At 34.8% G+C, this 22,521-nt stretch carries 31 protein-coding genes; 26 read left to right on the forward strand and 5 right to left on the reverse strand.

Annotated elements, in window-relative coordinates:
- Positions 1-19 precede the first annotated feature (19 nt).
- A complete protein-coding gene (locus AC2YHV_RS16430) occupies positions 20-406 on the forward strand; it encodes a DUF1259 domain-containing protein (RefSeq protein WP_057279068.1) in 387 nt (128 codons plus the stop codon).
- Between the two features lie 282 nt (positions 407-688).
- On the opposite strand, the gene AC2YHV_RS16435 is transcribed toward AC2YHV_RS16430, so the two are convergent.
- The gene (locus AC2YHV_RS16435; RefSeq protein WP_152607940.1) at positions 689-886 is read right to left on the reverse strand and encodes a hypothetical protein; all 198 of its coding nucleotides are present in this window, start codon (positions 884-886) and stop codon (positions 689-691) included.
- 208 nt (positions 887-1,094) lie between these two features.
- Between AC2YHV_RS16435 and AC2YHV_RS16440 the strand changes: the two genes are divergently transcribed.
- The 4 genes from AC2YHV_RS16440 to AC2YHV_RS16455 all read left to right on the forward strand — a co-directional run bounded on the left by AC2YHV_RS16440 (position 1,095) and on the right by AC2YHV_RS16455 (position 3,300).
- On the forward strand, positions 1,095-1,955 hold the full coding sequence (locus tag AC2YHV_RS16440; RefSeq protein WP_098865723.1) for a transporter substrate-binding domain-containing protein: 861 nt from the start codon (positions 1,095-1,097) through the stop codon (positions 1,953-1,955).
- Between the two features lie 287 nt (positions 1,956-2,242).
- A complete protein-coding gene (locus tag AC2YHV_RS16445; RefSeq protein ID WP_095679936.1) occupies positions 2,243-2,605 on the forward strand; it encodes a DUF2089 domain-containing protein in 363 nt (120 codons plus the stop codon).
- Positions 2,606-2,618: 13 nt separating this feature from the next.
- The gene (locus tag AC2YHV_RS16450) at positions 2,619-3,008 is read left to right on the forward strand and encodes an SHOCT-like domain-containing protein (protein ID WP_191929512.1); all 390 of its coding nucleotides are present in this window, start codon (positions 2,619-2,621) and stop codon (positions 3,006-3,008) included.
- Positions 3,009-3,018: 10 nt separating this feature from the next.
- Entirely contained in the window at positions 3,019-3,300 is a 282-nt protein-coding gene (locus AC2YHV_RS16455) for a hypothetical protein (RefSeq protein WP_054399329.1), read from the forward strand.
- A 158-nt stretch (positions 3,301-3,458) separates the two neighbouring features.
- Here AC2YHV_RS16455 and AC2YHV_RS16460 read toward each other — a convergent pair whose 3' ends face one another.
- Positions 3,459-3,617, reverse strand: coding sequence for a hypothetical protein (locus AC2YHV_RS16460; protein ID WP_487373628.1), 159 nt, complete (start codon positions 3,615-3,617; stop codon positions 3,459-3,461).
- Positions 3,618-4,340: 723 nt separating this feature from the next.
- Between AC2YHV_RS16460 and AC2YHV_RS16465 the strand changes: the two genes are divergently transcribed.
- The 3 genes from AC2YHV_RS16465 (at position 4,341) to AC2YHV_RS16475 (ending at position 7,038) form a co-directional block, all read left to right on the forward strand.
- A complete protein-coding gene (locus AC2YHV_RS16465; RefSeq protein WP_487373629.1) occupies positions 4,341-5,981 on the forward strand; it encodes a spore germination protein in 1,641 nt (546 codons plus the stop codon).
- A 108-nt stretch (positions 5,982-6,089) separates the two neighbouring features.
- On the forward strand, positions 6,090-6,440 hold the full coding sequence (locus AC2YHV_RS16470) for a hypothetical protein (RefSeq protein ID WP_487373630.1): 351 nt from the start codon (positions 6,090-6,092) through the stop codon (positions 6,438-6,440).
- Between the two features lie 106 nt (positions 6,441-6,546).
- Positions 6,547-7,038, forward strand: a complete 492-nt coding sequence (locus tag AC2YHV_RS16475) for a DUF6584 family protein (protein WP_487373653.1) — start codon at positions 6,547-6,549, stop codon at positions 7,036-7,038.
- A 137-nt stretch (positions 7,039-7,175) separates the two neighbouring features.
- Here the strand turns inward: AC2YHV_RS16475 and AC2YHV_RS16480 are convergent, their stop codons facing one another.
- Positions 7,176-7,820, reverse strand: a complete 645-nt coding sequence (locus tag AC2YHV_RS16480; protein WP_487373631.1) for a YczE/YyaS/YitT family protein — start codon at positions 7,818-7,820, stop codon at positions 7,176-7,178.
- 104 nt (positions 7,821-7,924) lie between these two features.
- Between AC2YHV_RS16480 and AC2YHV_RS16485 the strand changes: the two genes are divergently transcribed.
- From AC2YHV_RS16485 to AC2YHV_RS16515, 7 genes are all read left to right on the forward strand, one after another.
- Positions 7,925-8,377: a MarR family winged helix-turn-helix transcriptional regulator gene (locus AC2YHV_RS16485; protein ID WP_098865716.1), complete on the forward strand. Its 453-nt coding sequence runs from the start codon at positions 7,925-7,927 to the stop codon at positions 8,375-8,377.
- Between the two features lie 25 nt (positions 8,378-8,402).
- Entirely contained in the window at positions 8,403-8,921 is a 519-nt protein-coding gene (gene paiA / locus AC2YHV_RS16490) for a spermidine/spermine N(1)-acetyltransferase (protein ID WP_487373632.1), read from the forward strand.
- 290 nt (positions 8,922-9,211) lie between these two features.
- Positions 9,212-9,394 (forward strand): hypothetical protein, encoded by a 183-nt coding sequence (locus AC2YHV_RS16495; RefSeq protein WP_034310968.1) that lies wholly within the window; start codon positions 9,212-9,214, stop codon positions 9,392-9,394.
- 68 nt (positions 9,395-9,462) lie between these two features.
- Complete coding sequence (locus AC2YHV_RS16500) at positions 9,463-9,594, forward strand: DUF6254 family protein (protein WP_268590235.1); 132 nt, start codon at positions 9,463-9,465, stop codon at positions 9,592-9,594.
- Between the two features lie 202 nt (positions 9,595-9,796).
- Complete coding sequence (locus AC2YHV_RS16505) at positions 9,797-10,225, forward strand: hypothetical protein (RefSeq protein WP_098186164.1); 429 nt, start codon at positions 9,797-9,799, stop codon at positions 10,223-10,225.
- Positions 10,226-10,387: 162 nt separating this feature from the next.
- A complete protein-coding gene (locus AC2YHV_RS16510) occupies positions 10,388-10,732 on the forward strand; it encodes a hypothetical protein (RefSeq protein ID WP_278089762.1) in 345 nt (114 codons plus the stop codon).
- Positions 10,733-10,873: 141 nt separating this feature from the next.
- Positions 10,874-11,362 carry a GNAT family N-acetyltransferase gene (locus AC2YHV_RS16515; protein WP_487373633.1) on the forward strand — a complete coding sequence of 163 codons (489 nt, stop codon included), beginning with the start codon at positions 10,874-10,876 and terminating at the stop codon, positions 11,360-11,362.
- A gap of 211 nt (positions 11,363-11,573) precedes the next feature.
- Here the strand turns inward: AC2YHV_RS16515 and AC2YHV_RS16520 are convergent, their stop codons facing one another.
- Positions 11,574-12,203: a YczE/YyaS/YitT family protein gene (locus AC2YHV_RS16520; RefSeq protein WP_095679950.1), complete on the reverse strand. Its 630-nt coding sequence runs from the start codon at positions 12,201-12,203 to the stop codon at positions 11,574-11,576.
- Positions 12,204-12,205: 2 nt separating this feature from the next.
- Complete coding sequence (locus tag AC2YHV_RS16525) at positions 12,206-12,901, reverse strand: YjjG family noncanonical pyrimidine nucleotidase (protein WP_487373634.1); 696 nt, start codon at positions 12,899-12,901, stop codon at positions 12,206-12,208.
- Between the two features lie 77 nt (positions 12,902-12,978).
- Between AC2YHV_RS16525 and yeiL the strand changes: the two genes are divergently transcribed.
- From yeiL to AC2YHV_RS16580, 11 genes are all read left to right on the forward strand, one after another.
- On the forward strand, positions 12,979-13,650 hold the full coding sequence (yeiL, locus tag AC2YHV_RS16530; RefSeq protein ID WP_487373635.1) for a transcriptional regulator YeiL: 672 nt from the start codon (positions 12,979-12,981) through the stop codon (positions 13,648-13,650).
- Between the two features lie 676 nt (positions 13,651-14,326).
- Positions 14,327-14,902: a TetR/AcrR family transcriptional regulator gene (locus AC2YHV_RS16535; protein WP_057279053.1), complete on the forward strand. Its 576-nt coding sequence runs from the start codon at positions 14,327-14,329 to the stop codon at positions 14,900-14,902.
- Positions 14,903-15,013: 111 nt separating this feature from the next.
- Positions 15,014-15,862, forward strand: a complete 849-nt coding sequence (locus tag AC2YHV_RS16540) for an alpha/beta fold hydrolase (RefSeq protein WP_063574976.1) — start codon at positions 15,014-15,016, stop codon at positions 15,860-15,862.
- 14 nt (positions 15,863-15,876) lie between these two features.
- Positions 15,877-16,935 carry an alkene reductase gene (locus AC2YHV_RS16545; protein WP_487373636.1) on the forward strand — a complete coding sequence of 353 codons (1,059 nt, stop codon included), beginning with the start codon at positions 15,877-15,879 and terminating at the stop codon, positions 16,933-16,935.
- A 104-nt stretch (positions 16,936-17,039) separates the two neighbouring features.
- Positions 17,040-18,032, forward strand: coding sequence for an NADP-dependent oxidoreductase (locus AC2YHV_RS16550; protein WP_487373637.1), 993 nt, complete (start codon positions 17,040-17,042; stop codon positions 18,030-18,032).
- Between the two features lie 153 nt (positions 18,033-18,185).
- The gene (locus tag AC2YHV_RS16555; RefSeq protein WP_487373638.1) at positions 18,186-19,004 is read left to right on the forward strand and encodes a MerR family transcriptional regulator; all 819 of its coding nucleotides are present in this window, start codon (positions 18,186-18,188) and stop codon (positions 19,002-19,004) included.
- Positions 19,005-19,066: 62 nt separating this feature from the next.
- Positions 19,067-19,750, forward strand: a complete 684-nt coding sequence (locus AC2YHV_RS16560; protein ID WP_230162300.1) for a DUF554 domain-containing protein — start codon at positions 19,067-19,069, stop codon at positions 19,748-19,750.
- 221 nt (positions 19,751-19,971) lie between these two features.
- Positions 19,972-20,484: a hypothetical protein gene (locus tag AC2YHV_RS16565; RefSeq protein WP_134784544.1), complete on the forward strand. Its 513-nt coding sequence runs from the start codon at positions 19,972-19,974 to the stop codon at positions 20,482-20,484.
- Between the two features lie 186 nt (positions 20,485-20,670).
- Positions 20,671-21,159, forward strand: a complete 489-nt coding sequence (locus tag AC2YHV_RS16570) for a YjdJ family protein (protein ID WP_053536481.1) — start codon at positions 20,671-20,673, stop codon at positions 21,157-21,159.
- A gap of 119 nt (positions 21,160-21,278) precedes the next feature.
- Positions 21,279-21,689, forward strand: coding sequence for a hypothetical protein (locus AC2YHV_RS16575; RefSeq protein ID WP_487373639.1), 411 nt, complete (start codon positions 21,279-21,281; stop codon positions 21,687-21,689).
- A gap of 200 nt (positions 21,690-21,889) precedes the next feature.
- Positions 21,890-22,414, forward strand: coding sequence for a DUF2199 domain-containing protein (locus tag AC2YHV_RS16580; RefSeq protein WP_377435838.1), 525 nt, complete (start codon positions 21,890-21,892; stop codon positions 22,412-22,414).
- Positions 22,415-22,521 lie beyond the last annotated feature (107 nt).

The following is a 22,521-nucleotide window of genomic DNA, read 5'->3' on the forward strand; positions in this document are numbered from 1 at the left end:
TAGGGAGGAGATGAATAGATTGGCATCTAATGATGAATTGATTTGTCAAAAGTTTGCTAAGATTATCGGCGGCCAAGAAGGATTTGCGGGTGGCAAATGTGTGGCAACCATAAATCGAAATGAACTCAAAGTGAAAATTTTAGGGAAACGTTTTGGAGTAACTTCTTCTTTCTCATTTGAATCCAGAGATAATCATACTGGACGGGCATTGTGCCTAGGAAGGGTAGCACTCTTGCAAAAAGAAGTCGAGAATTTTGTTGCTTCCATTCTTAAACAAGGAATAATAGTTTCATCCATACACAATGAGTGGCTTTTCGATAAACCGAATTTGGTTTACGTTAATATCGAAGCTGTTGATGATCCATTAGTTTTTGCAAGGAAAGTCAGAAAAGCGTTAAGGAACTAATGGATTTCCCCAAATTGGTAAACTGGAGTTGGCATAAACACGGTAAAAAACGAGTTTTGTTGAACGAAGGGTGTGTTAGCTGCAGGCTGGGGCTGTCTTTAAGACAGCCTTTTGTTATGGAACCATCGGGGCAGGTTAGTGGAAGAAGGAATTTATTGATCAGCTAAAGAATAGTATTCGGTTAAGGTTGATTTTAATGATTAAACAAACTTAATATCAGGAGGGAAAAATGGTTGATAATAGTTATGAGAAACAACATTTGAAAAAACTCAGGATTTTTATTTATATCACGATAGCATTAATATTTTCAATGATATTTCTATTTATTAGCATTTTTCTTTTGTTTTTTTCTATGTCAGGCATTTTAGACTTTGTGTATTTTACACCCCAAATAGCCATTTTCTCATTCTTGATTTCTATTGTATTTTCTGTTTTAGCTATAAAAAATCTCTTTGGTAAGATATTGTTAGCATTAAACATATTTCTCATGCTATTTATGATTTTTTATGGTCCATAACTAGATACCATTAAATGAGGACTGCACATTTTAGATATGACTAATATGCGTAGTCCTTTTTCTATTAATTGTGGAAAAATGTTTTTTTTTGAAGGTGATTCTCTTATTTTGTTGTATTTTTACTAATTGATGGATTAATTAAAAATACAGCAAAAAACGGAGGGAAATCACATGTTTAACAATTGGAAAAAAACACTGATGGCTGGAGTGATCAGCTTATCCTTGTTAGGGACTGGGTATGTCAGTCATGACCTGATCTCCTCGCAGAACGTCTCGGCTGAACCGGCAGCTAATAATGCACCAGGGCATTTGAAAAAAGCGGAGTCTTCCCAGCTTGATGAAATTATCAAACGTGGATACATCCGGGTAGGAATGACGGGGGACTACAAACCATTTACCTATTTGAACCCGGAAACGAATGAGTATGAAGGCTTTGACGCGGACGCTGCCAAAGAGCTTGGCAAAGATCTTGGTGTAGAGGTGAAATTTGTCGCTACCACATGGCCTACGATGATGAAAGACCTGCAAGCGGACAAATTTGATATCGCTGTGGGCGGTGTGACCCGCAACACTGCCAGACAAAAAAGCGCTTATGTATCCCAAGGTTACCTTTCATTCGGTAAGGTGCCTTTGATTCGGAAGGAAGATAAAGACAAGTATCTGACCATTGACGATATCAACAAGCCTTCTGTGCGCATTGGCGTAAATCCAGGCGGAACAAACGAAGAATTTGTCCGTCAGTATCTAAGCGATGCTAACATAACGGTTGTAGAAAACAACCTTGATATCCCACATCTTGTAGCAGAAGGTACGTATGATGTTATGATCACTGACACAGTAGAAGCAATGCTATATGCAAAAGCTGATTCAAGATTACATGCGGCTCAAACCGACAAGCCTTTCACAAACAGTGAAAAAGGTTATATGATCCCAAGAGGTGATTTCATTTATGCAAGCTACTTGGAAATGTGGATGGATGAAATGAAGCTCCAGGGTAAATTTGATGCCCTCTACAAAAAGTGGGTGGAATAGGATATTGAGGTGCTGCCCATTTATTGCAACACCTGTGTTAGTACCTTAAAAAAGGCCCTCATTTGAAAACAAGCGTAACCCCGTTCAAAATTTGGGCGGGGTTACGCTTGTTCAATTTAACCATTAGGGTAAATATAATACTTGGGTTGAATATATAAAATCAATAATGTTAAATAACAAATTAATATTATTGATTTTTTTAGTTTAATAATTTAATTTATGTATTTATATTTTTAATTTATTGTTATATAATCGAATCAACTAAAAGGGAGGAATTGCATTCCATTATGGCTTATAAAGTAATCACAGAGTGTCCTGTCTGCAGTAAAACATTGAAAATTACAAAGTTGCAGTGCTCTCATTGCCACACTACGATTGAAAATGAGTTTGAATTATCTAAGCTCGCATCCTTATCAAAGGATCAGCTTCATTTTGTGGAAGTATTTTTAACATGCAGAGGGAATATCAAAGAAGTTGAAAAGGAGCTGGGGATTTCGTATCCCACGGTTCGAGGCAAGCTAACAGACATCATTTCATCCCTTGGATATGTGCAGAAGAAAAAAGAAGTAGACGAGAAAAAGGTTGTCACCATGTTGGAAAATGGCGAAATCACACCAGAAGAAGCCATTAAGCTCTTAAAAGAGGAATAGGGAGGAATTTATCATGAAAGAGGAAATTACAAGAGTGTTAACAATGGTTCAAGAAGGGAAAATTGATGCAGATAAGGGATCTGAACTGATTCAAGTCTTAAAAGAGAAAGAAGAGACAGGTAATAAGCTTTTGGAAAAACCGACAAAATATTTAGATAAAACATTAAAAATTCGTGTTGTATCAGCCGAAAATGATAACGTCACGGTCAACTTGCCTATAAAACTGGTCAAGGTAGTATTAATGGCTGGACACAGCATCGCAGCGAGTATTCCTCAATCGGAAAAATACGTTAAAGATGTAGACATAAGCCTTATCGTGGAAGCAATCGAAAACGAATTAGATGGCCAAATTGTTGATATTAAATCGGCAAACGGGGATACCGTTTCAGTCATCATTGATTAGTGAGTTGTTTATGATGCATGTAAAAGTGAAAGCAAAAGACGTTCGGTTTACCATCCCAGTTCCATATGCCATTTTAAATATTGTTATTTCCATTTTATCTTCAAAATTTCTTCAGCAAAATGTAAACAAATGGACAAAAGAGCACTTCGAAAGAAAAAAACTGGACTTTACCTTTCCGCATATAGACAAAAATATGCTAAAGCCTATCGTCAAGGAACTGAAAAATTATAAAGGGATCGTGCTAGTTGATGTCAGAGCTAAGGACGGTACTGAGGTTAAGGTTAGACTATAATTTATTATACAATACACCGACCACTGCCTGGCATTTTGAAGGGAAATCCTAATTTCTCACAAAGTTATTTATTTTTAAAAGCTTAAACAAGCATAACCCCGTTCTATAGGACGGGGTTAAAAATATGTTGTTGCGCCCGATTGTTGACGGGCGCTTTTTTAATCGCGCATTGCTCCTGCCTCTCGGGAAGTCATTGCACCTTGTCCTTCGCTTACATCTTTTTGAATTTGTTGTTTTACTTTTTGTGCATCAGTTCCGGCAAATTCCGGTTTCATAATGGAACCCGATTTCCCTTTAGTTGGTTGATTCTGCTGCATACAATTCCTCCTAAATTTATGTTTAACACTCTTATTATTTACAAAAAGGCTCAAGAGTACTAATTGATTTTAAATGAAGTTCCCAAACTAACACCTTCAACTCATCAGGTATGGTTTCTAAATAAATGCTATAACAAGTTGATTGGAGAGAAAGGTACGAGACTCCCGCGGAAAGCGAGTGCCTGTAGCGGAAATCCGCTGCAAATTGTACAAGCCATAAAAAAACGGGAGGCAACTCGATTTCTTCAAATTTGTCTACAGTCTCAGCAATTCCTTAATAAGAAATGCTTTTCTTAATGAACTAACAGATGCTTTACTACATTATAAAGGAGCTGTCATCAGCTCTTTTTCGTATGCAGCTAAAGGGGCAGGCTAGTTCAACAGGGAAAAAAATAACCGTAGTAAAGGAAGCTGATTTTTTTAATGGAGATCCGGCTGCCATCTGTAGTTTCTTGCAGCTTAGTACAGCAAGCGCAGTTTATTATAAGTTTGATTCTTGTATAACCATCAATTGTAAGAGCATATTATTAAAAAATAAAACGTAGCGAGCTGCCCCCTACAAAAAATCAAAAAAATATATTAAGAATGCTAAATGATTTTTATGGAGCTATCGTATTGATGAAAATTTCATTTACCACGTGTGGTTATACTTTCGTTAAATTATCCTAAAGAACAATTTTTGGACAAATTAGAACGAAAAAGGAAAGAACGAGGGTTGGTGCTATGGTTTCTTTTTTCAAACAAAAAGGACAAAGGGAAAAACCTGATAAGCAAGAAACGGACGAAAAAGGTCAATCTAAAAGTAAAATGCCCCAATATATTGACAGCTATATAAAGGCCAATGTGGATATCGTGAAAGAAAAAACGGGAAATAGCCCAGATATCATTTTCCGAACGTTGAAGACGAGTCAAAATCCTGAGATTAAAGTGATCATTTTGTATGTACAGGGTCTGATAGACAGTCAAAGCGTTACAGACTTTTTGATTGAATCCATCATGAAAAATCCTCAACTAAAAGAAAAGCTGCTTCCACATGAAGTGCTGGAGGTGATCTCTGAGGATGTGGTTTCACTTGGCGGTGTAGAAACCATCACAGAATGGGAAAAGTTATTTTTGTCATTATTATCAGGGGATAGCATCATTTTTATTGACGGAATAAACATGGCATTGGTTGCAAGTACAAAAGGGGGGGAAAGGCGTTCCGTTCAGGAACCTAGCACAAATTCAGTGGTCCGCGGATCAAGAGAAGCATTTACGGAATCGAATGCAATAAATATAGCCTTGGTACGCCGCGTCATTAAAAGTCCGGATTTATGGATAGAGCCGATGAAAATTGGGACGGTGACAAAGACGGATGTTTCTATCATGTATATAAATGGAATTGCTAAAGAAGGAATCGTCGAGGAGGTTAAAAAGCGCTTAAAAGGAATAAATATTGATAGCATTCTTGAATCCGGATATATTGAACAATTGATAGAAGACCAGGTCATGACCCCATTCCCCACTATTGATTATACAGAAAGACCTGATAGGGTCGCTGGCAATCTCCTTGAGGGAAGAGTAGCCATTTTTGTAAACGGTACACCTTTTGTCTTGCTGGTGCCTGCGTTATTTATTCAGTTCTTTCAATCTATCGAGGACTACTTTGCTCGCTTTGATATAGCCTCATCTATACGTTTTTTACGTATTTTAATTTTTTTTATATCGCTGATTACCCCGTCTCTTTATGTGGCAGCTACAACGTTTCATCAGGAAATAATTCCGACAAAGTTGCTCGTCATTATTGCAGCACAACGGGAAACGGTCCCTTTTCCGGCAGTTATCGAAACATTCATGATGGAAGTTATATTCGAACTCTTACGAGAGGCAAGCATACGGATGCCCAAAGCGATTGGTTCAACTATGTCCATTGTTGGTGCTCTTGTAATTGGGCAGACTGCCGTTGAGGCTGGCATTGTATCGCCGGCAATGGTCATCATCGTATCAATCACCGCCATTGCAAGTTTTGCGACCCCTTCCTATGCCATTACAATTTCGGCTCGCTTGCTGCGGTTCGTATTTATCATTTGCGCAGGCATAATGGGTTTATATGGTGTGATTCTAATCCTTTTTGTCGTCGTAGTTCATTTATGTAGCCTACGTTCATTCGGAGTTCCTTATATGTCACCACTTGCTCCACTTAACCCGGAAGGACTAGGAGATACTTTCTTCAGGAGACCAATATGGGCGTTTAAAGACAGACCCAAATATATAAGCTCCACTCATAATTTAAAAAGGGAAGGCAATAATCAAAGGCCGCTGCCTCCTACATCACGTGGTATCAAGACTTTTAACATGAAAAAAGGTGACGGCAATGAATCGTAAAAATAGATAGTTCTGTTCTTAATGATTCTGCCCGTATTCCTTATTGAATTCGGGTTGTTGTCCTTCACAGATCGTGTTAACTCTACATAAGCCTTAATGATCTCAGCAATGTCTGCTTTAGTATTAGCTGCGTGTGGTGAAGAAAAAGCACCATCTTGGAAAGGAGAATGGAAAAATACGGGTGGAGAAAAGGGTGTTTGTCGAAAATCCTTTACCTTGAAAGGGGAAAATAATTTTGAAATTCAAAATTCAAGAGCCCAAGGCGGGGAACAATCTTCCGGAACATATAAGCATATTGAGAGCAATGATTACGAATTTGATTATGGTGGCGGTTCTGACAACCTTACTATTATAATCGAAAAAAATACGATGAAAGTCCATTCATCAGGCAAAGATACCATTTGCGAATATACTAAAGTCGATAAAATTAGAAATAAGTATGAAAATCCATGGGAGTAAAAATTGAAGATTGGATTATGTAACTATAGGGGCTGGTTGTTGGAGAAGGAACTATTTTGAACGATCTAGAAATAAAGACTATAAAGAAAAGATATGAGGTGTTTATATAGAAAAGATACCTGTTAAAACGATTAAGAAGATAGAAGAGGACATTGAAAAAAATGATTTAGGGAAAGCAAGGGATAGGCTACACGGTTTAATTTCGACCTATCCTAATGAGTTAGAACTGCGCAGAAAGCTGGGGGACATCTATTTTGCATTGAAATACCCTTCAATTGCAGGTCGTTACTGGTATTTAGAAAAGAATAAGACATCAGAGATGGTAAAAGCGTGTATTTTGTTCGAAAAATCTATGGGAAACGATCCTTTCAGAATAGCACGAGCTCTGAAATTTAAAGGTGATAGTGAAATTTTAATAGAACTGGAATTGGATCAGGTAATCTCGCCTATACAAAATAAAGTGAAAGAGAGTCTGCTGGAACAACCTGACGATCGATTGAAAGATAATTTGGTTAGTTTGGGTTGCTTCTCAATAATCATATTAACAATTCTCTTTGCATTAATTGGAGTTTACGCTCTTTTCACCTGGATTTTTTGATCCGTAATCTTGCTTTATAAGAGAGTTTTATAGTACTTGTTCTTTCCCTAACGGGTGAGTTACTTTTAAAATCTGGCTGCAATAGCTGGCAGTCTTTTTAGGGGCAGGTTAGTTGAGCAATAAAGATAAAAATCATTCTATATTGAATGTTTTTTATCTTTATCATAATTCGGTGATGTACTAGGGTTTGTTAATATACGGTCTAATGTTTTTTCAGTAAATGGCATAAAGTAATTGAGTATCAGCCCGCCTAAACAAACGGTTAATAAGGTTCCAACGCCAATTGGTCCATTTGATATCATTGCCATTATCAAGAATGCGAGGTAAATGGCTGTTCTCGAAAAAAATATATTTGTTTTCGTTAATTCTTGTATGATTAATGTTAATCGGTCAACTGGAATCGGTGCAAAATTTGTGTGTAAATATGTTGCCGTTCCTAATCCTATAACAACCAAGCCGATTCCAAAACAAATAACTTTGCTGTACCATAGTTCAGGTGTTATCAAATTGTGCAATAAAAAAAGCCACATATCAATCCCGATACCCGTTATAAATGCTGTTAACAACCCCAAAACTTCTGGTCTTTGCCTTTTTAAAAATGAGTTAAAACATATCAAGATCAAAGCTATTATGATTTCCCAACTTCCCACAGTAAGCCCCGCATTTATGGATAGCCCCACCAAAAGTGCATCAAAAGGTGAAGTCCCAAGATCTGATTGTATAGTGAAAGAAATACCAAGGGTTAATATTAAAATTCCTAATACATAAAAAACATATTTCACTATACCGCCCCCTTTTTTGTTGCAAACGCAACAAAATTACGTTAAATTTAATATAGGTCATTTTTATTGCATTTGCAACAAAATTATGTGTTAAGGAGTTCATTATGAAGGAAATTCTTCGTGAAATTGGAATGATAGCAAGAGCATTAGATTCCATAAGCAATATCGAATTTAAAGAACATGACCTTACAAAAGGGCAGTATTTGTACCTTGTGCGAATATGTGAAAATCCAGGAATGATTCAGGAAAAGGTAGCTGAGATGATAAAAGTAGATCGAACAACAGCAGCTCGTGCTATAAAAAAACTTGAAATCAATGGCTTTATTGAAAAGAAAGAAGATAAACACAACAAAAAAATTAAAAAGCTCTATCCAACGGAGAAAGGAAAAAGTATTTATCCTTTTATAAAAAGAGAAAATGATTATTCCAATACCGTTGCATTAGAGGGACTTTCGGAAAGAGAAGTAGAAACCATTTCCGATCTTCTTCAAAGAGTAAGAAAAAATGTAGAGAAAGACTGGGAATTTGTAAAAAAGGGAAACAAGAGAAATTATTGATTATATAAAGGAGCGGCATATTTAAATGACTGCAAATATTAAAAAGTGTACCCTAGACGATTCACGCATTCTTCAAGAAATTAGTTATGTAACATTTAATGAGACATTTAAGCATCAGAATTCACCCGAAAATATGAATGCCTATTTGGAAAGGGCATTTAACCTAAACCAATTAGAAAAAGAATTAGCCAATGTTTCTTCGCAATTCTTTTTTGTTTATTTTAATAATGAAGTCGCTGGATATTTAAAGGTCAATACCAATGATGCTCAAACTGAAGAAATGGGTGATGATTCACTTGAAGTCGAGCGGATTTATATAAAGAACAAATTTCAAAAACATGGGCTTGGTAAGTGTCTGCTAAATAAAGCAATGGACATGGCGATGGAACGTAATAAAATGAAAATCTGGCTGGGCGTATGGGAAAAAAATGAAAATGCCATTGGTTTTTATAAGAAAATTGGGTTTGTTCAAACTGGAGCCCACTCTTTTTATATGGGTGATGAAGAACAAACGGACTTTATAATGACCAAAACACTCATATAATTTATCTTGAAAGGTGCATCATTGATAAATAATGAAGAAATCCAAATTCAAACAAATGGCAGAACTGATGGGAAAGAGATAAAAAAAACCACATATAGCCCACTTTTATTTAACCCTCAAATTCAATAATTTTTGGATGGTACTGCACGAACGGTTAAATAAGAATTCGAACTCATTATTCACTTTATTATTTACCCGAATTATATGACGGATACATGCTGCTGCCGGTTTTATTCGGAGTATATTTCTTCTTTCAGATCTCATACTAAAGATAAGAAGGAGGGGTATACATGGCAAAACGAACAAAGAAAAATGATGCAGATCAAAAAAACAAACAAGGGTTTGATTCAAGCAAAACTGATTCTGAATTCTCTAAAGAATTCGGCAGTGCAAATGCCAATCAAGCACATAAAAATAAAGCAAAAAAAGAAAAAGCATCTAAAAATCAAGGTGAATGGAAAGGCATGCATTGATGCCTGCTTGAGTACGCTTATCGTGCTTCAAACTTTTTACTTAACTTTATGTAAAGGAGCTTATTTAGATGACTCAATCTAAGCGACAACAAGAACGCCAATGGAAAGATCGTAAACAATCGCAGAATCCACATGGTAAGGTCCATTCATTTGAACAATTAGCTGAAGATACAGGAAAAAATGAATCTGGAACTAAGTAAAACGGTTCTCTTTTCATTACCTAAAAGGCCATAATCATCGATGATTATGGTCTTTTAGGTTTTTATTACGAGCTGGATTTTAGAATGATTCGTATGTATCCCCTTAAGTACATACTGTAAAAGACAAAGACTACATAAAAATGCGGAGTATTACAAAACCTTTCAGTAAGGAGTTTTTTGGAAGGGGGGAAAGATCAGATATATGTTTTCATTACGGGGAGATGCTCATAAAATTTATCTTCAATTAAAAAAAGCATCAAACAAAGACCGTTCTTTCAAAGGGATGAAGAAACTGATTGAAGTGGAAGAAATTCAAAATTTTTATAGTTCGATTGATAGCGATACGTTAAAAAAAGTTTATTACTGTATGATAAAAGAGAAAAACGGATCGGGGATCATTCCTATTATAATATCCTCTGGGCCTTGGCTTTTTCTTCTGTTTTCAAATCAATTGCAAGATTTCCTTTTTAAAGATGGGAGTTTGCTTTGGGTCGTCTTTAGTATAATATATATTTCCATTCTTTCCATAAGTGTGTTTCTTCACTTTCATGAAAGATCATGGTCTTTTGTTCATATTGAAATCATTCAAGAAATTTTACATGATCGAAAAGGGATAAGGGATAAGGGATAAGGCCTGAGGTTCCCTCAATTTTTCGGATGATAGTTATCTACAAACTCAGCGATTCTTTAAAATAAGAATCGCTTTTATTATTGAACTAATAGGATAGGTTACTTTAACAAAAGTCATGTAAAATATAATAAAAAGCGTGTAGTAGAGGAGTCAGAAAATAATATGGAATGTTTTTGTGAACAAAAAGAAACATATGAGTTGAAAGTTGAAGGAGATGTTGGGGCGGACCCTATATGGTGCAATCAATGTGGTTGTAACTTGGATATAGAGGACATTTTAATTTCAAATACGTTAACAAATGAATTGATTGAATGGGTAAATAGGTATGGTGAATGGATTGATTGGGATGAAGATAAATTGCTTCCTAATGGGATTGAACTTGAAGAAGAACACAATAAACAAGGCTTAACATTAACGGATAAAATTAAGAAAGAACTTGAAGGGACATATAGAATTAAATTTTCACCTTCGGCAATGGCAAGAATGTATGCAAATAAAAATCATTAACCCTTATTCCACGGAGCTGTCTTTAAGGCAGCTTTTTCTTTATGCAACTAATGGTGGCAGGGGAGTTCATGAAGGACAAATGGAAGTTTATATCGAACTTAATGAAGTAAGAGCTTAATAAATGGTAAAAGAGGGATAACGATGACTGTTTCATTCAACCCCGTTTCCAAAGATGAAAAGCATATTCTTCAGAATTTATATTCCCTTTATTTACATGACCTTTCGGAGTTTACCGAGGGTTTAGACATATCAACAGATGGCTCATTTGAATTTGATTCATTTGAATTAATTTGGAAGGAGGAAGGATTAACCCCATACTTTTTGAAAAAAGATATGAAAATTGCAGGGTTTTTATTACTGTTAGAAAGGCCGTTTTTAAATAAGGACTATGATTACAGCATTAATGATATTTTCATTTTGAAAAAATATAGAAGAAAAGGTACTGCAATATCATTATTAAAGGAATTGTTTAAACAAAAAAAAGGTAGTTACTTTGTTGTTCAATTAGCCAATAATATCCCTGCTGTTATATTTTGGAGAAAGATTTTCAGTGAGCTAAATATAGATTTTGAAGAAAAAAAGCAAATTGTCGATAATGAAGAATGTTTGGTTCAATCCTTTCGAATTTAAACAGATAAACAACGGGTGCGTTGGCTGAAGATCGGAGCTGACTTTAAGGCAGCTTTTTCTTATGGCAACTATCGGGGCAGTTTAGTGTAACTGTAGTGTTACAAAAAAGATTGATCATTTAAAATAAAGTTCGGATAATTTATATTAAAGTTTGATAAAAATAACCTCTTTGGATTCTCAACTGTAAGAGGTTATTTTTTAGTTATGCTATTTATTGAGTTTGTGGTTTCTGTTGATAGTTTTTAAATTTCAATCGTGTATATGAAATAATGCCGGACAATAAGAAGAAGCTGATAATCGTTCCTTCACGAATATTGATTGGTAAATTGTATAGTAGTGATATTGTTATTGATAGAATAATGGAGAATAAATCGACACAATATCTGTATTGAGAGAAAGGGCGTTTTGTTAATTCAGCTATTCGTAAACATAAACTTTCAATAGGAAAAGGAATAATATCTAATGATAAAATAATGCCTGTTGTTCCACCGGCTAGTATCGCACCGAAAATAAATAGTCCGATTCTTACTAAATAATTCTCTACGTAAATCGTACCGAAAATAGTATAGAGGAAAAAATTAATAACCATTCCAAAGAACAAGCTGGAAATGAACATCAAAGTGAATTTTCTAAAATCCTTTTTTTCGCATAGGCAGATATAACCGAACAGAAAAATGAGATTTGCAATGAATGTAATTGTGCCAACTTTGATGGAAGTCCATTCAGATATTGATAAATTCATCGCATTAAAACTGCTGACACCAACATCAGCTTTTAATGTAAGACTGATGCCAATAGCACTTACTATATAGAGTAGAATCGATTGAATTACTTTTTTCATGATTATTCCTCTAATAAGTCCATTATTTGCATTAAATTTGGTATCGTATATGTGCTCTTAGGTGAACATGATTTAGGCATGCTTCTCTTAGGGTTAAACCATACACAATCAATTCCGACATTGATAGCTCCTTGAATATCCGATGTTAAACGATCACCTATCATTAAAAATTCTTCTTTACTGCTTGTATGCAGGGCATCAAAAATATAGTGAAAGAAATGGGGATTCGGTTTTTCATAACCAATTTCTTCGGAGATAAAAAGTTGTTCAAAATATCCTTGTAGCTTGGCACCTAATAATCTCTTTCTTTGAGTCTTTCCTACACCGTTTGTTCCAATATATAATTTATAATGTTGCTTACTTAAAGCATTTAATAATTCATGTGCATGGGTGATGGCCTTATGTCCTTGGTTTAAATGCCCACGGTACATAGCTTCAACTTTTGCTCCGTTTTCATCTATTTGAAATTCCTTCAAAAAAAGTGAAAAACGCGTTGTCAGCACTTCTTCACGAGAAATCAAGCCTTCCTCTAATTGATGCCATAATCCATCATTAATGCGCTTATAACATGCAATTGTTTGTTTGTTATAGGGCAACTCGTACAGCGTAATAATTTGTTTTAAAGCCTTTTCTTCTGAATCTTGAAAATCAAGTATCGTATCATCTAAGTCAAAAATAATATGTTTGTATTTCTTCATCCCAATCCACCTCTTGGTAGTAATATATCGAAAGGAACAATATAATAATAGGAGATATCTCATATTGAGGTGATAAAATGGAAAAAATCAATTTGAAGGATTACGCTGAAAACTTTGTGGATATATATAATGATATTCAAGAAACTTTTCCGAAAGCAGTTTTACATCAGGCTTTTATTTGTAAGTTTTCTTCTAATGAATATATAGTGCGCTTTGATGAAGATATTCAGTACTTATTTTTATTATTGGATGGGCGGGCAAAAATATATATAGTACACGAAAATGGAAAACGTGCGCCGATTCAGTTTCTAAAGAAAGATGATTTTATTGGTGAATTATCCTTGATTGAGGTGGAAAAGAATTTAAAAGATGTTGTGGCTATAAATAACTGCACTTGCTTAGCGGTTCCACTGGCTTCATCGAAAAAGCATCTGTTAAATGACAATCGTTTCCTCCATAATTTATCAAAATATTTAGGTGATAAATTACTTAAAAGAACGGATCATTACACAGATATGCAGGATTATGAGTTCAAAAATCGATTGGCCAAATATATTCTTCAAATAGAAAACGATGGATGCTTTCAAGAGAAGCATACCGAAACAGCAGAATACGTGGGGGGAAGCTATCGACATTTATTATACACACTTAACCAATTCCAAGAAGAAGGATTATTAGAAAAAAAAGGAAGAGGATATTTTATCATTAATAAAGAAAAGTTAGAAAGATTAAGTTCAAAAAAGGATTAATTTAGTATGATTTGATAACTTGAAATATAAACAAGTTGTTACACTTTTTATCACAGAAACGAATACCGTATTCGTTTTCAAATTAAAATAGCTAATGGAATATTTACTACCACCATTAAAATTTAAAATTAACCAAATCTTTTGCATTTTTTCATTCAACCAAAGTTTTTAACATAGCCTAATAAAATAAAATATTGATAAGATGAATTAATATTCTGTTTGTGATGTCCCTCACTTTAACTAACTAGCGCGTTGGCTGAAGATCGGAGCTGTTTTTAAGGCAGCTTTTTCTTTATGCAACTATCGGGGCAGTTTGGTTGAGTAAGGGCTCAGATGGTTTTTCTAATTGCTGTTTCTTGTTTATTTGGTATGAGTGCATCTGAAAGAGTTTGATCCATTAATTGTACAGTGGAAGAAAACAATCCTGAAGAAACTAAACGGATAAAGAAATGCTTGGCGTACCCCAAGGTGAAAGTTAAAGAATAACATTGTGGTATGCAGCAAATGTGTTGGGGATTATTGGGCATTTATAATTCTTTACTAATCGTTCTAAAAAGGGTATTATTTAATCACGGTTTGAAATTCATGTGTTTATTTTAGAACGATCATTCTATAATGGATTATGACGTTTGTTTTTGTTAGTATTGGTTCATGGATTTTTTAAAGGAGAAATAAAATGGCTAGAAGTAAAGAGTTTGACGAAAAGGCTGTATTAAGAAAAGCAATGGAGCTTTTCTGGGAACAGGGTTATGAAAAAACATCCATGCAAGATTTGGTGGATCATATGGGAATACACCGCAGGAGTATATATGATACATTTGGTGACAAGCGTTCATTGTTTTTAGCTTCCCTTAATCACTATGAAGAGCTCATCGTCAATGAGATGGAAAGAATAATTAGTAGCACTTCATCCATTAAACAGACGATACGTGATGTGTTTATTTTCGTACTGAATTCCATTGAACAATACCCAAAAGGTTGTCTATCAGTAAATGCAGCCATAGAATTATCTTTGCTGGACAAAGAAATTGGACGCATAGTCACAAAAATGTTTAACCGTACTGAAGATATGTTTAATAACCTTATAAAACGGGGCCAGACTAGTGGAGAGCTATCAAAAGAAATCGATTCTGATAACACATCTCGTTTTTTACACAACAATTTGGTAGGTATAAGAGTACTAATAAAAACTAATTACAATAAAAAAGAATTAGAAGGCATCATCACTCTAGCACTTTCAGTGTTGGACTAGCTTTCTTTTTTTTACCCTTTCTAGAACGTTCATTCTAAAAATAACATGAAACAAACCATCATAATGCATACTTATAAAACCGTTTTTAAATTTCTAAGGAGGAACACAATAATGACTAACTTTAAATTACCAACAGAATCAGAATTTATTGAAGCAAATGGAACTCGTTACGCATATAGAAAATTTGGTACACAAGATGGTATACCAGTAGTATTTCTTGTTCACTTTAGAGGAACGATGGAAAACTGGGATCCAAACATGCTTGAACCTATTGCAAATACACGCCCAGTAATCTTGTTTGACAATAAAGGGGTTGGTGAGACCGATGGACTAACGCCTACTACAATTGCTGATATGGCTAAAGATACAGCAACATTTATAAAAGCTCTTGGATTAGAACAAGTTGACATTCTTGGTTTTTCCATTGGTGGCATGGTTGCACAAGAGCTAGCTTTACAAGAGGGAGATTTAGTAAGAAAAATTATTATGGCAGGTACTTCGCCTGAATCTGGTATTAATCCAAATCCAGAAATTTTGGAAAGAATGAATCGTCACGGCGGAACGGAAGAAGATGGAATAAATGATTTTATGTTCTTTTTCTACGGACAAACCGAAACAAGTAAATCTGCAGGAATGGCTTCACTACAAAGAATTTTTAATCAGAAAAAAGTAAACAGTTCAGAACAAGTAAAAGAGGCACAATTACAAGCCATTGCAAAATGGGCTAAACAAAAATCCAATCATGATTATGAATGGTTACAAAACATCAAACACCCTGTACTTGTTACTAATGGTGTTAATGATGTGATGGTACCGACTAAAAACAGTTATATCTTAACAGAGAAATTACCGAAAGCACAGCTGATTATATATCCTGATTCTGGTCACGGGCACCTGTTTCAATTTCCAGAACTATTTGCAGAACACGTAAATTCATTCCTTGATTCTAATTCTTATTAAAAAGGAGTATTCATATGAGCAGATTATTTGAAACAGTTCGTATCGGAAACATTGACTTGAAAAATCGTATAGGAATGGCTCCGATGACTAGAAGTAGAGCTTTACCAGATGGTACACCGAGCGATTTAATAGCAGAGTACTATGGTCAGCGTGCTTCAGTCGGTTTAATTATAAGCGAAGGAACCCAACCTTCAGATGATGGGCAAGGTTACACTAATACACCTGGTATTTATACAGAAAATCATATTAAAGGGTGGAAAAAAGTAACTTCTAAAGTTCATGGTGAAGGCGGTCATATTTTTGTTCAGCTTATGCATGTGGGACGTGTATCACACCCTGATAACACACCTCACCACCGCCAAGCAGTTGCACCGTCAGCTATTGCACCAGGTGTGGAAATTTTCACGGCAGAAGGAATGAAGGAAATTCCAACACCAAGAGAATTGAGTGAGCTTGAGATAAAAGATGTTATCAATGAGTTTCGTATAGCAGCACGTTCAGCAATTGAAGCTGGTGCAGACGGAGTTGAAATTCACGGTGCGAATGGTTATCTGATCCAACAATTCCTTAGTGAAAACTCCAATCATCGTCAAGATGCATACGGTGGTACGATTGAGGGTCGTTCTCGATTCGCTATTGAAGTAGCTAAAGCAGTTGTTGATGAAATAGGAGCAGAAAGAACAGGCATCCGTTTTTCTCCTCAAGGAACACTGCAAGGCATTGATGAGGGGGAAAATAGCCTTGAGATGTATCGCTATTTAATAAGTGAAATAAATAAGCTTAACCTTGCATATCTGCATTTAATGCACTTCGGAAACGAGCAATTCCTAAAAGATGTGCGTCAACTTTGGGATCAATCACTTCTTGTTAACCGTCCAGGTCGTCCTCTAGATCAACTTTCGTCTGATGTAGATAATAATCTTGCAGATGTTGTCACAGTAGGCACTTGGGTACTAGCTAATCCAGACTTTGCAGAACGGATTCAATCAGGTGCTCCCCTAAACGAACCTGATAAAAATACGCTCTATGCAGGAGGAAAAGAAGGTTATACAGATTATCCTTTCTTAAAATAATTTATTTAATATGAATATCCCGTCCAGGGATATTCATAATCTTTTTTCTTAGGGTTCGTTATGAAAAGATACAAGTGCGTTAAATAAAAAAGTGGAGGATTGTAATGAAAGCTTTAGCAATTGAAAACTACGGTAAAAATCCAAATTTTTTAGACTTCCCTATGCCCAAAATAAATAATGATGAGGTCTTAGTTGAGATATATGCGGCAAGTATAAATCCTCTTGATACAAAAATTCGTAAGGGTGAATTAAAATTATTATTGAAATACAAGATGCCTTTAATTTTAGGAAACGATTTTTCTGGAAAAATTGTTGAAGTAGGTACTAGTGTCACGAAGTTTAAAGTCGGTGATGAGGTATATGGTCGACCTAGAGCAAATAAAATGGGAACTTTTACTGAATATCTCTCTGTTAACCAAGAAGATATTGCATTAAAACCTAAAAATTTAAGTTTTGAAGAAGCCGCCTCCATCCCTCTAGTCGGATTGACATCCTACCAAGCTTTACATGATATTCTGCGAATTGAAAAAGGACATAAAATATTAATACATGCAGGTTCAGGGGGAGTAGGAACATTTGCTATCCAACTTGCAAAACATATGGGTGCTTTTGTCGCAACTACAGCTAGTGATGGTACTGATTTGGTGAAATCTCTTGGCGCTGACGAAGTTATTAATTACAAGAAAGAAAAGTTCGAACATTCGATTCGTGACTATAACGCAGTTCTTGATACCATTGGGGGGGCGACATTAGAGAAATCATTTGTAACATTAAAAAAAGGAGGAAAGATTGTTTCTATATCTGGAATCCCGAATGGTCGCTTTGCTAAAGAAAACGGATTTAGCTCATTTAAAAAAAACTTATTTTCCATTGCAAGTTATAAGCTTACGAAGTTAGAAAAAAAACATAATGTCGAATACACGTTTCTTTTTATGAAGCATAGTGGAGAGCAGTTAAAAATTTTAACAGAAATGTTAGAGTCAGAAGTAATTAAGCCTACACTTGATAAAATTTTTATTTTCGAAGATGCCCAAAAAGCATTGGAGTATGCAGAGACAGGAAGAGCAAAAGGAAAAATAATACTTAAATTGAAATAATCAGTCTTATCTAACAAACCTTTCCTTAGGTAGAAAGTGTTTGTTTTTTTAACTTATCGAGGTTGCTAATATAACTAACGGGGCAGGTTAGTTTAACTTCGTAAAATTGTGTATTATAGTGATAATAAAAAGTTTTTCTAAAGGAAGATTAAATTGAAGAATAGATTTTCAATTGGAGAAATGGCTAAACTCCATAATACGACCGTAAAAACCCTTCGATATTATGATGAAATTGATTTATTAAAACCTATACATACGGATCTAAACAACGGTTATAGATATTATTCAACGGAACAATTTGAACATTTGAACACTATTCATTATTTAAAGGATTTAGGTTTTTCATTAAAGGAGATCAAGGGACATCTGGATCACAGGAATATCGATGGTTTTTTGTATCTCTTAGAGGAACAGAAACGATTAACCGAAAAAAAAATGAAAGAACTGGAACGAATTAACCGAAGGTTCCAAAATCGAATCAAGGACATTAAATTAGCACGAGAAATAAAAGAATTGGAAGTGCCATTCATACAGGAGAGGAAAGAGAGAAGGATAGTAAGATTAATGGAAATAATCAGTTCAGAACCTGAGATGGAAGTTTCCTTACGACGATTAGAGAGTCTGTCTAATATGAGTTCTTCTATATTTATTGGGGGAGTAGGTCTTACGATAAGTATTAATAATACATTAAACAACAAGTTCAATGAATATAACTCGATATTTATTTTAGTCGAAGAAGATGATTTTCAGAATCCTTTAGTGACAACTATTCCCGAAGGAATGTATGCCTGCATTTATTATAATGGAAATCACAGCGATTCACCCGAACATTATAGAAGCTTACTAAATTGTATTCAAGATAACGGTTTCCAAGTTATCGGGGATTCCATTGAAAGAACAATAATTGACCATTATATCTCCGGTAGTAAAGAAGACTATCTGACAGAAATACAAATACCAATAAAGTGTTGACCCTCCCGTTACAGGAGGGTCTATATTTTTGGATAGAACAATAATTAAAAGGAGAAATGATTATGTTTGGAACAATCTTTAATACAATGATGATAGTAATCGGAAGCATTATCGGAAGCATCTTTAAAAAGGGGATAAAAGATGAATATCACAACATTCTAATGCAGGCTATGGGGTTAGTTGCGTTGGGGTTAGGAATAAATGCACTAGTGCAACATTTACCTTCCAGCAAATATCCGGTACTTTTTATTGTAAGCTTAGCCGTAGGGGGATTGCTCGGTCAAAGGCTGAATTTAGAATCAAAATTTAATGCTTTAGTTAATAAATATTCCAGAGGTAATTTAGCTGAGGGGTTAGCGACTGCTATCCTATTATTTTGTATTGGAACGTTATCTATTTTAGGTCCTGTAGAGGCAGCGTTAAAGGGAGATTATACGTATCTGCTTGCAAATGGGGTGTTGGATGGGATTACCTCGATTGTGTTAGCATCCACATTTGGTATTGGGATAGCTGTTGCAGGAATTGTTTTATTTATTTGGCAAGGTGCTATTTATTTAATTGCTATTTTAATGCAGAACTCCATAAATAATGATCTTCTGAACGAAGTGACGATTGTAGGAGGTATATTGATAATCGCATCTGGTTTAAATATTTTGGGGATTAAGAAATTTAATACTTTAAATCTTCTACCTTCAATAATAATTCCTCCTATTGTATTTTTAGTTATTCATTTTTCTCATTTATAATATTTGTGAAATATTACACTTAAACTAACGGGTGCGTTAGCTTGGGAACAGGGGCTGCCATTTGGTGGCCTTTTTACTTAATGAACTAAAGGGACAGGTTAGTTTTACAAGGAATTGGATTATTATGCTATGATATTCAGGTTATAGTATTCAACACTCAATGTTAGGGTGGATAATTTAATGGTTTGGAATTCACATCTATCTTTAAGGAGGACTGGCCTTTGTTTACTTTTAAACAAATATTCGTAGGACTCCTGGTTATTTGGAGTCTTGCTGCTTGTGACAAGGAACAAGAACAAGTCATAAAAAATGATGAAAGGGTAGATGTAGAACAAAAAAATGAGTTGCAAGATTCTACACAACAAGAGGATGTACCCTCTTACGAAGCACCCAAGTATCATATATATGGTGGCTGGATGAACGGTGGATCTTATATACTTATCAAAAGTGATAATGACGATGGCGAGGGTAAAGACAAATTCACATTAGAAAAATTCACTAAAACGGGAAAAGATAAAATCATTAAGCATTTCCAGTTATCAGAATCTTCTGGATCAAAACTAACCGGTATAATATCTAGTAAAGAGTCAAACAGGACTTCTTTTCTAACGCTAGAATTCAATAAAGAAAAAACCGAAATAACTGTCACATTGCCAAATGAAAAACCCGTTACATATAAACAAGCAGAAATAAATCCGGAAGAATTTAATCCCGATTATGAGTGGGAGGAATGAAACCACAGTATAACGAAAAAGACATCTCCTGAACAGTAGGAGGTGTTTTTTAGAGGCGGTGATCGCTTATGAAACTAACGGGGCAGGTTAATTGAAGAAGGAAAAAGGATTTTAATGTTACTAATTGAAATTAATGTTAAAGTAAGAGTGGAAAAAAATTTTGAAAAATAAATGAGGGTATTTAATATGTTTAGGCTTAGTTTTTTGTTTCAGTTTGGTATAGCATCTATTTTACTTTTAATTTCTACTGTTTGTGCTTTATATGAAGGTAGTGCAATCGTGGAAGATCATTGGGAATGGAAGTACTCAACACCATTTTCTCAATTTTTATACGGTGAGGTAAATAGTAATAGCTCTATATCACAACTTGACTACTTTATATACGCAGTTAAATTTCAACCCACTTTTCCGGTCATTATGGTAATAAGCAGTTTATATTTGTTAATTCTTATGGGATATCATTTTTTAAAGCAACAGCATAAACGATTTGCTTATTATTTATCTTTTTTGGGTGGAGTATTATTCTTACTTAGTTATTTTATTTTTAATTCTCCCACATTTGGTGGTCAAATTCTTTTCTATATTTGGTTAGTGAGTGGTGTATTGTGCATTGTAACTGCTGTAATAATTTATTTTCGGATTTTAAATCGTAACACGAACGAAATTACAAATTAACCTTGTTGAACTAACGGGTGCTTTAGCTGAAGATCGGAGCTGTCTTTAAGGCAGCTCTTTCTTTATGCAACTGACCGGGCAGAATAGTTTAAAAAGAATTATCAAAGGAGTCGGTAAGAATGAGTTTAGCTTCCTACATTGGCTGTAATATAGAATTACCTATTAACGATGATGAATATTCAGATGATTCTTTTTACATTGGAAGATGTTTTGCAGGAGATAGCGAACTGCAAAATGTAAAAAAATATCAGTTTACTAACCCTTATGTTTACGAGGTATCAAGTAATTGGGGAATTGAGATTTCGGAATATATGAATCAAGAAACCTGTGCTGAATCAAAAGTAAAACTGTTAGAACTTTGTAAAAGAATGGACAGCTATCTTGAAAAAGGGGATTATTTTGAACTGTATAGCTGTTGGATTGGAGATGAGACTGATAAGCGAGAGGGTGAGATAACTCTCCAAATCAATAACTTTGATATTGACCAGATTGAAATACCAGAAAAAACGTTAGTGAGATTTGAAAAATAAAGGCTTCTGTGCTTTAGCTGAAGATCGGAGCTGTCTTTAAGGCAGCTTTTTCTTGTGGAACTAACGGATCAGGTAAGTTGCATAAGAGTTTTATGTTATTCGACTAACGTGGCCAGGATAAATTATCAAACTCAGTATTGTCTTATTGGATTAATATTGAGATAAGATAAGGCAATTGTTTTATATATGGGGGATGTAAAATGAGCAATTATAAAGTAGGTTATCAATGTAAATGTTGTGGAAATTATCACGATGAACTTCCCTTGAGTTATGGAAGTCCTGTTCCTGATTACTATGAGGAAGTACCATTCGAAGAACAAGAAAAACGAATAGAGATGAATGAAGATGTGTGTATTATTGATGATGAATATTTCTTTATTCGTGGATGTATTGAACTTCCAGTAATGGATGGGGAAGATCCTTTTGTTTGGGATGTTTGGGTTTCATTAAGTGAAACGAATTTTGATAAAATGATGGAGTTTTGGGAAGTTGAAGGCAGAGAAAAGGATTTGAAACCAATGTTTGGTTGGCTACAAACTTCTATTCCTTGTTATCCTGAAACACTAAACTTAAAAACAATGGTTCATACTCGTCCAATAGGTTTACGTCCTTCTATAGAATTAGAACCAACAGAACACCCATTATCCTTAGAGCAAAGAGAAGGAATTGGATTTAAAAGAATAAAGCAGATAGCAGAAGATTTGTGTAATGTAGAAGAAAAATAATAACTCTGCTTAATCAACTAACGGGTGCTTTACTTCAATAAGGAAGGTTGCTGAGGCAGCCTTTTTCTTATGGCACTAACGGGGCAGGTAGTTGAATAAGAGGTATT

Source organism: Peribacillus sp. SRI_006, from assembly GCF_057586375.1.

Bases quoted from the DNA above. Each gene is read 5' to 3' on its own strand.
- AC2YHV_RS16465 (WP_487373629.1), top strand. From the start codon at position 4,341: ATGGTTTCTTTTTTCAAACAAAAAGGACAAAGGGAAAAACCTGATAAG.
- AC2YHV_RS16440 (WP_098865723.1), top strand. From the start codon at position 1,095: ATGTTTAACAATTGGAAAAAAACACTGATGGCTGGAGTGATCAGCTTA.
- AC2YHV_RS16505 (WP_098186164.1), top strand. From the start codon at position 9,797: ATGTTTTCATTACGGGGAGATGCTCATAAAATTTATCTTCAATTAAAA.
- AC2YHV_RS16560 (WP_230162300.1), top strand. From the start codon at position 19,067: ATGTTTGGAACAATCTTTAATACAATGATGATAGTAATCGGAAGCATT.
- AC2YHV_RS16580 (WP_377435838.1), top strand. From the start codon at position 21,890: ATGAGCAATTATAAAGTAGGTTATCAATGTAAATGTTGTGGAAATTAT.
- AC2YHV_RS16550 (WP_487373637.1), top strand. From the start codon at position 17,040: ATGAAAGCTTTAGCAATTGAAAACTACGGTAAAAATCCAAATTTTTTA.
- AC2YHV_RS16470 (WP_487373630.1), top strand. From the start codon at position 6,090: ATGTCTGCTTTAGTATTAGCTGCGTGTGGTGAAGAAAAAGCACCATCT.
- AC2YHV_RS16515 (WP_487373633.1), top strand. From the start codon at position 10,874: ATGACTGTTTCATTCAACCCCGTTTCCAAAGATGAAAAGCATATTCTT.
- AC2YHV_RS16455 (WP_054399329.1), top strand. From the start codon at position 3,019: ATGATGCATGTAAAAGTGAAAGCAAAAGACGTTCGGTTTACCATCCCA.
- AC2YHV_RS16510 (WP_278089762.1), top strand. From the start codon at position 10,388: ATGGAATGTTTTTGTGAACAAAAAGAAACATATGAGTTGAAAGTTGAA.
- AC2YHV_RS16535 (WP_057279053.1), top strand. From the start codon at position 14,327: ATGGCTAGAAGTAAAGAGTTTGACGAAAAGGCTGTATTAAGAAAAGCA.
- AC2YHV_RS16450 (WP_191929512.1), top strand. From the start codon at position 2,619: ATGAAAGAGGAAATTACAAGAGTGTTAACAATGGTTCAAGAAGGGAAA.
- AC2YHV_RS16435 (WP_152607940.1), bottom strand. From the start codon at position 886: ATGTTTAATGCTAACAATATCTTACCAAAGAGATTTTTTATAGCTAAA.
- AC2YHV_RS16460 (WP_487373628.1), bottom strand. From the start codon at position 3,617: ATGCAGCAGAATCAACCAACTAAAGGGAAATCGGGTTCCATTATGAAA.
- AC2YHV_RS16540 (WP_063574976.1), top strand. From the start codon at position 15,014: ATGACTAACTTTAAATTACCAACAGAATCAGAATTTATTGAAGCAAAT.
- AC2YHV_RS16445 (WP_095679936.1), top strand. From the start codon at position 2,243: ATGGCTTATAAAGTAATCACAGAGTGTCCTGTCTGCAGTAAAACATTG.
- AC2YHV_RS16520 (WP_095679950.1), bottom strand. From the start codon at position 12,203: ATGAAAAAAGTAATTCAATCGATTCTACTCTATATAGTAAGTGCTATT.
- AC2YHV_RS16545 (WP_487373636.1), top strand. From the start codon at position 15,877: ATGAGCAGATTATTTGAAACAGTTCGTATCGGAAACATTGACTTGAAA.
- AC2YHV_RS16485 (WP_098865716.1), top strand. From the start codon at position 7,925: ATGAAGGAAATTCTTCGTGAAATTGGAATGATAGCAAGAGCATTAGAT.
- AC2YHV_RS16575 (WP_487373639.1), top strand. From the start codon at position 21,279: ATGAGTTTAGCTTCCTACATTGGCTGTAATATAGAATTACCTATTAAC.
- paiA (WP_487373632.1), top strand. From the start codon at position 8,403: ATGACTGCAAATATTAAAAAGTGTACCCTAGACGATTCACGCATTCTT.
- AC2YHV_RS16495 (WP_034310968.1), top strand. From the start codon at position 9,212: ATGGCAAAACGAACAAAGAAAAATGATGCAGATCAAAAAAACAAACAA.
- AC2YHV_RS16525 (WP_487373634.1), bottom strand. From the start codon at position 12,901: ATGAAGAAATACAAACATATTATTTTTGACTTAGATGATACGATACTT.
- AC2YHV_RS16500 (WP_268590235.1), top strand. From the start codon at position 9,463: ATGACTCAATCTAAGCGACAACAAGAACGCCAATGGAAAGATCGTAAA.
- AC2YHV_RS16570 (WP_053536481.1), top strand. From the start codon at position 20,671: ATGTTTAGGCTTAGTTTTTTGTTTCAGTTTGGTATAGCATCTATTTTA.
- yeiL (WP_487373635.1), top strand. From the start codon at position 12,979: ATGGAAAAAATCAATTTGAAGGATTACGCTGAAAACTTTGTGGATATA.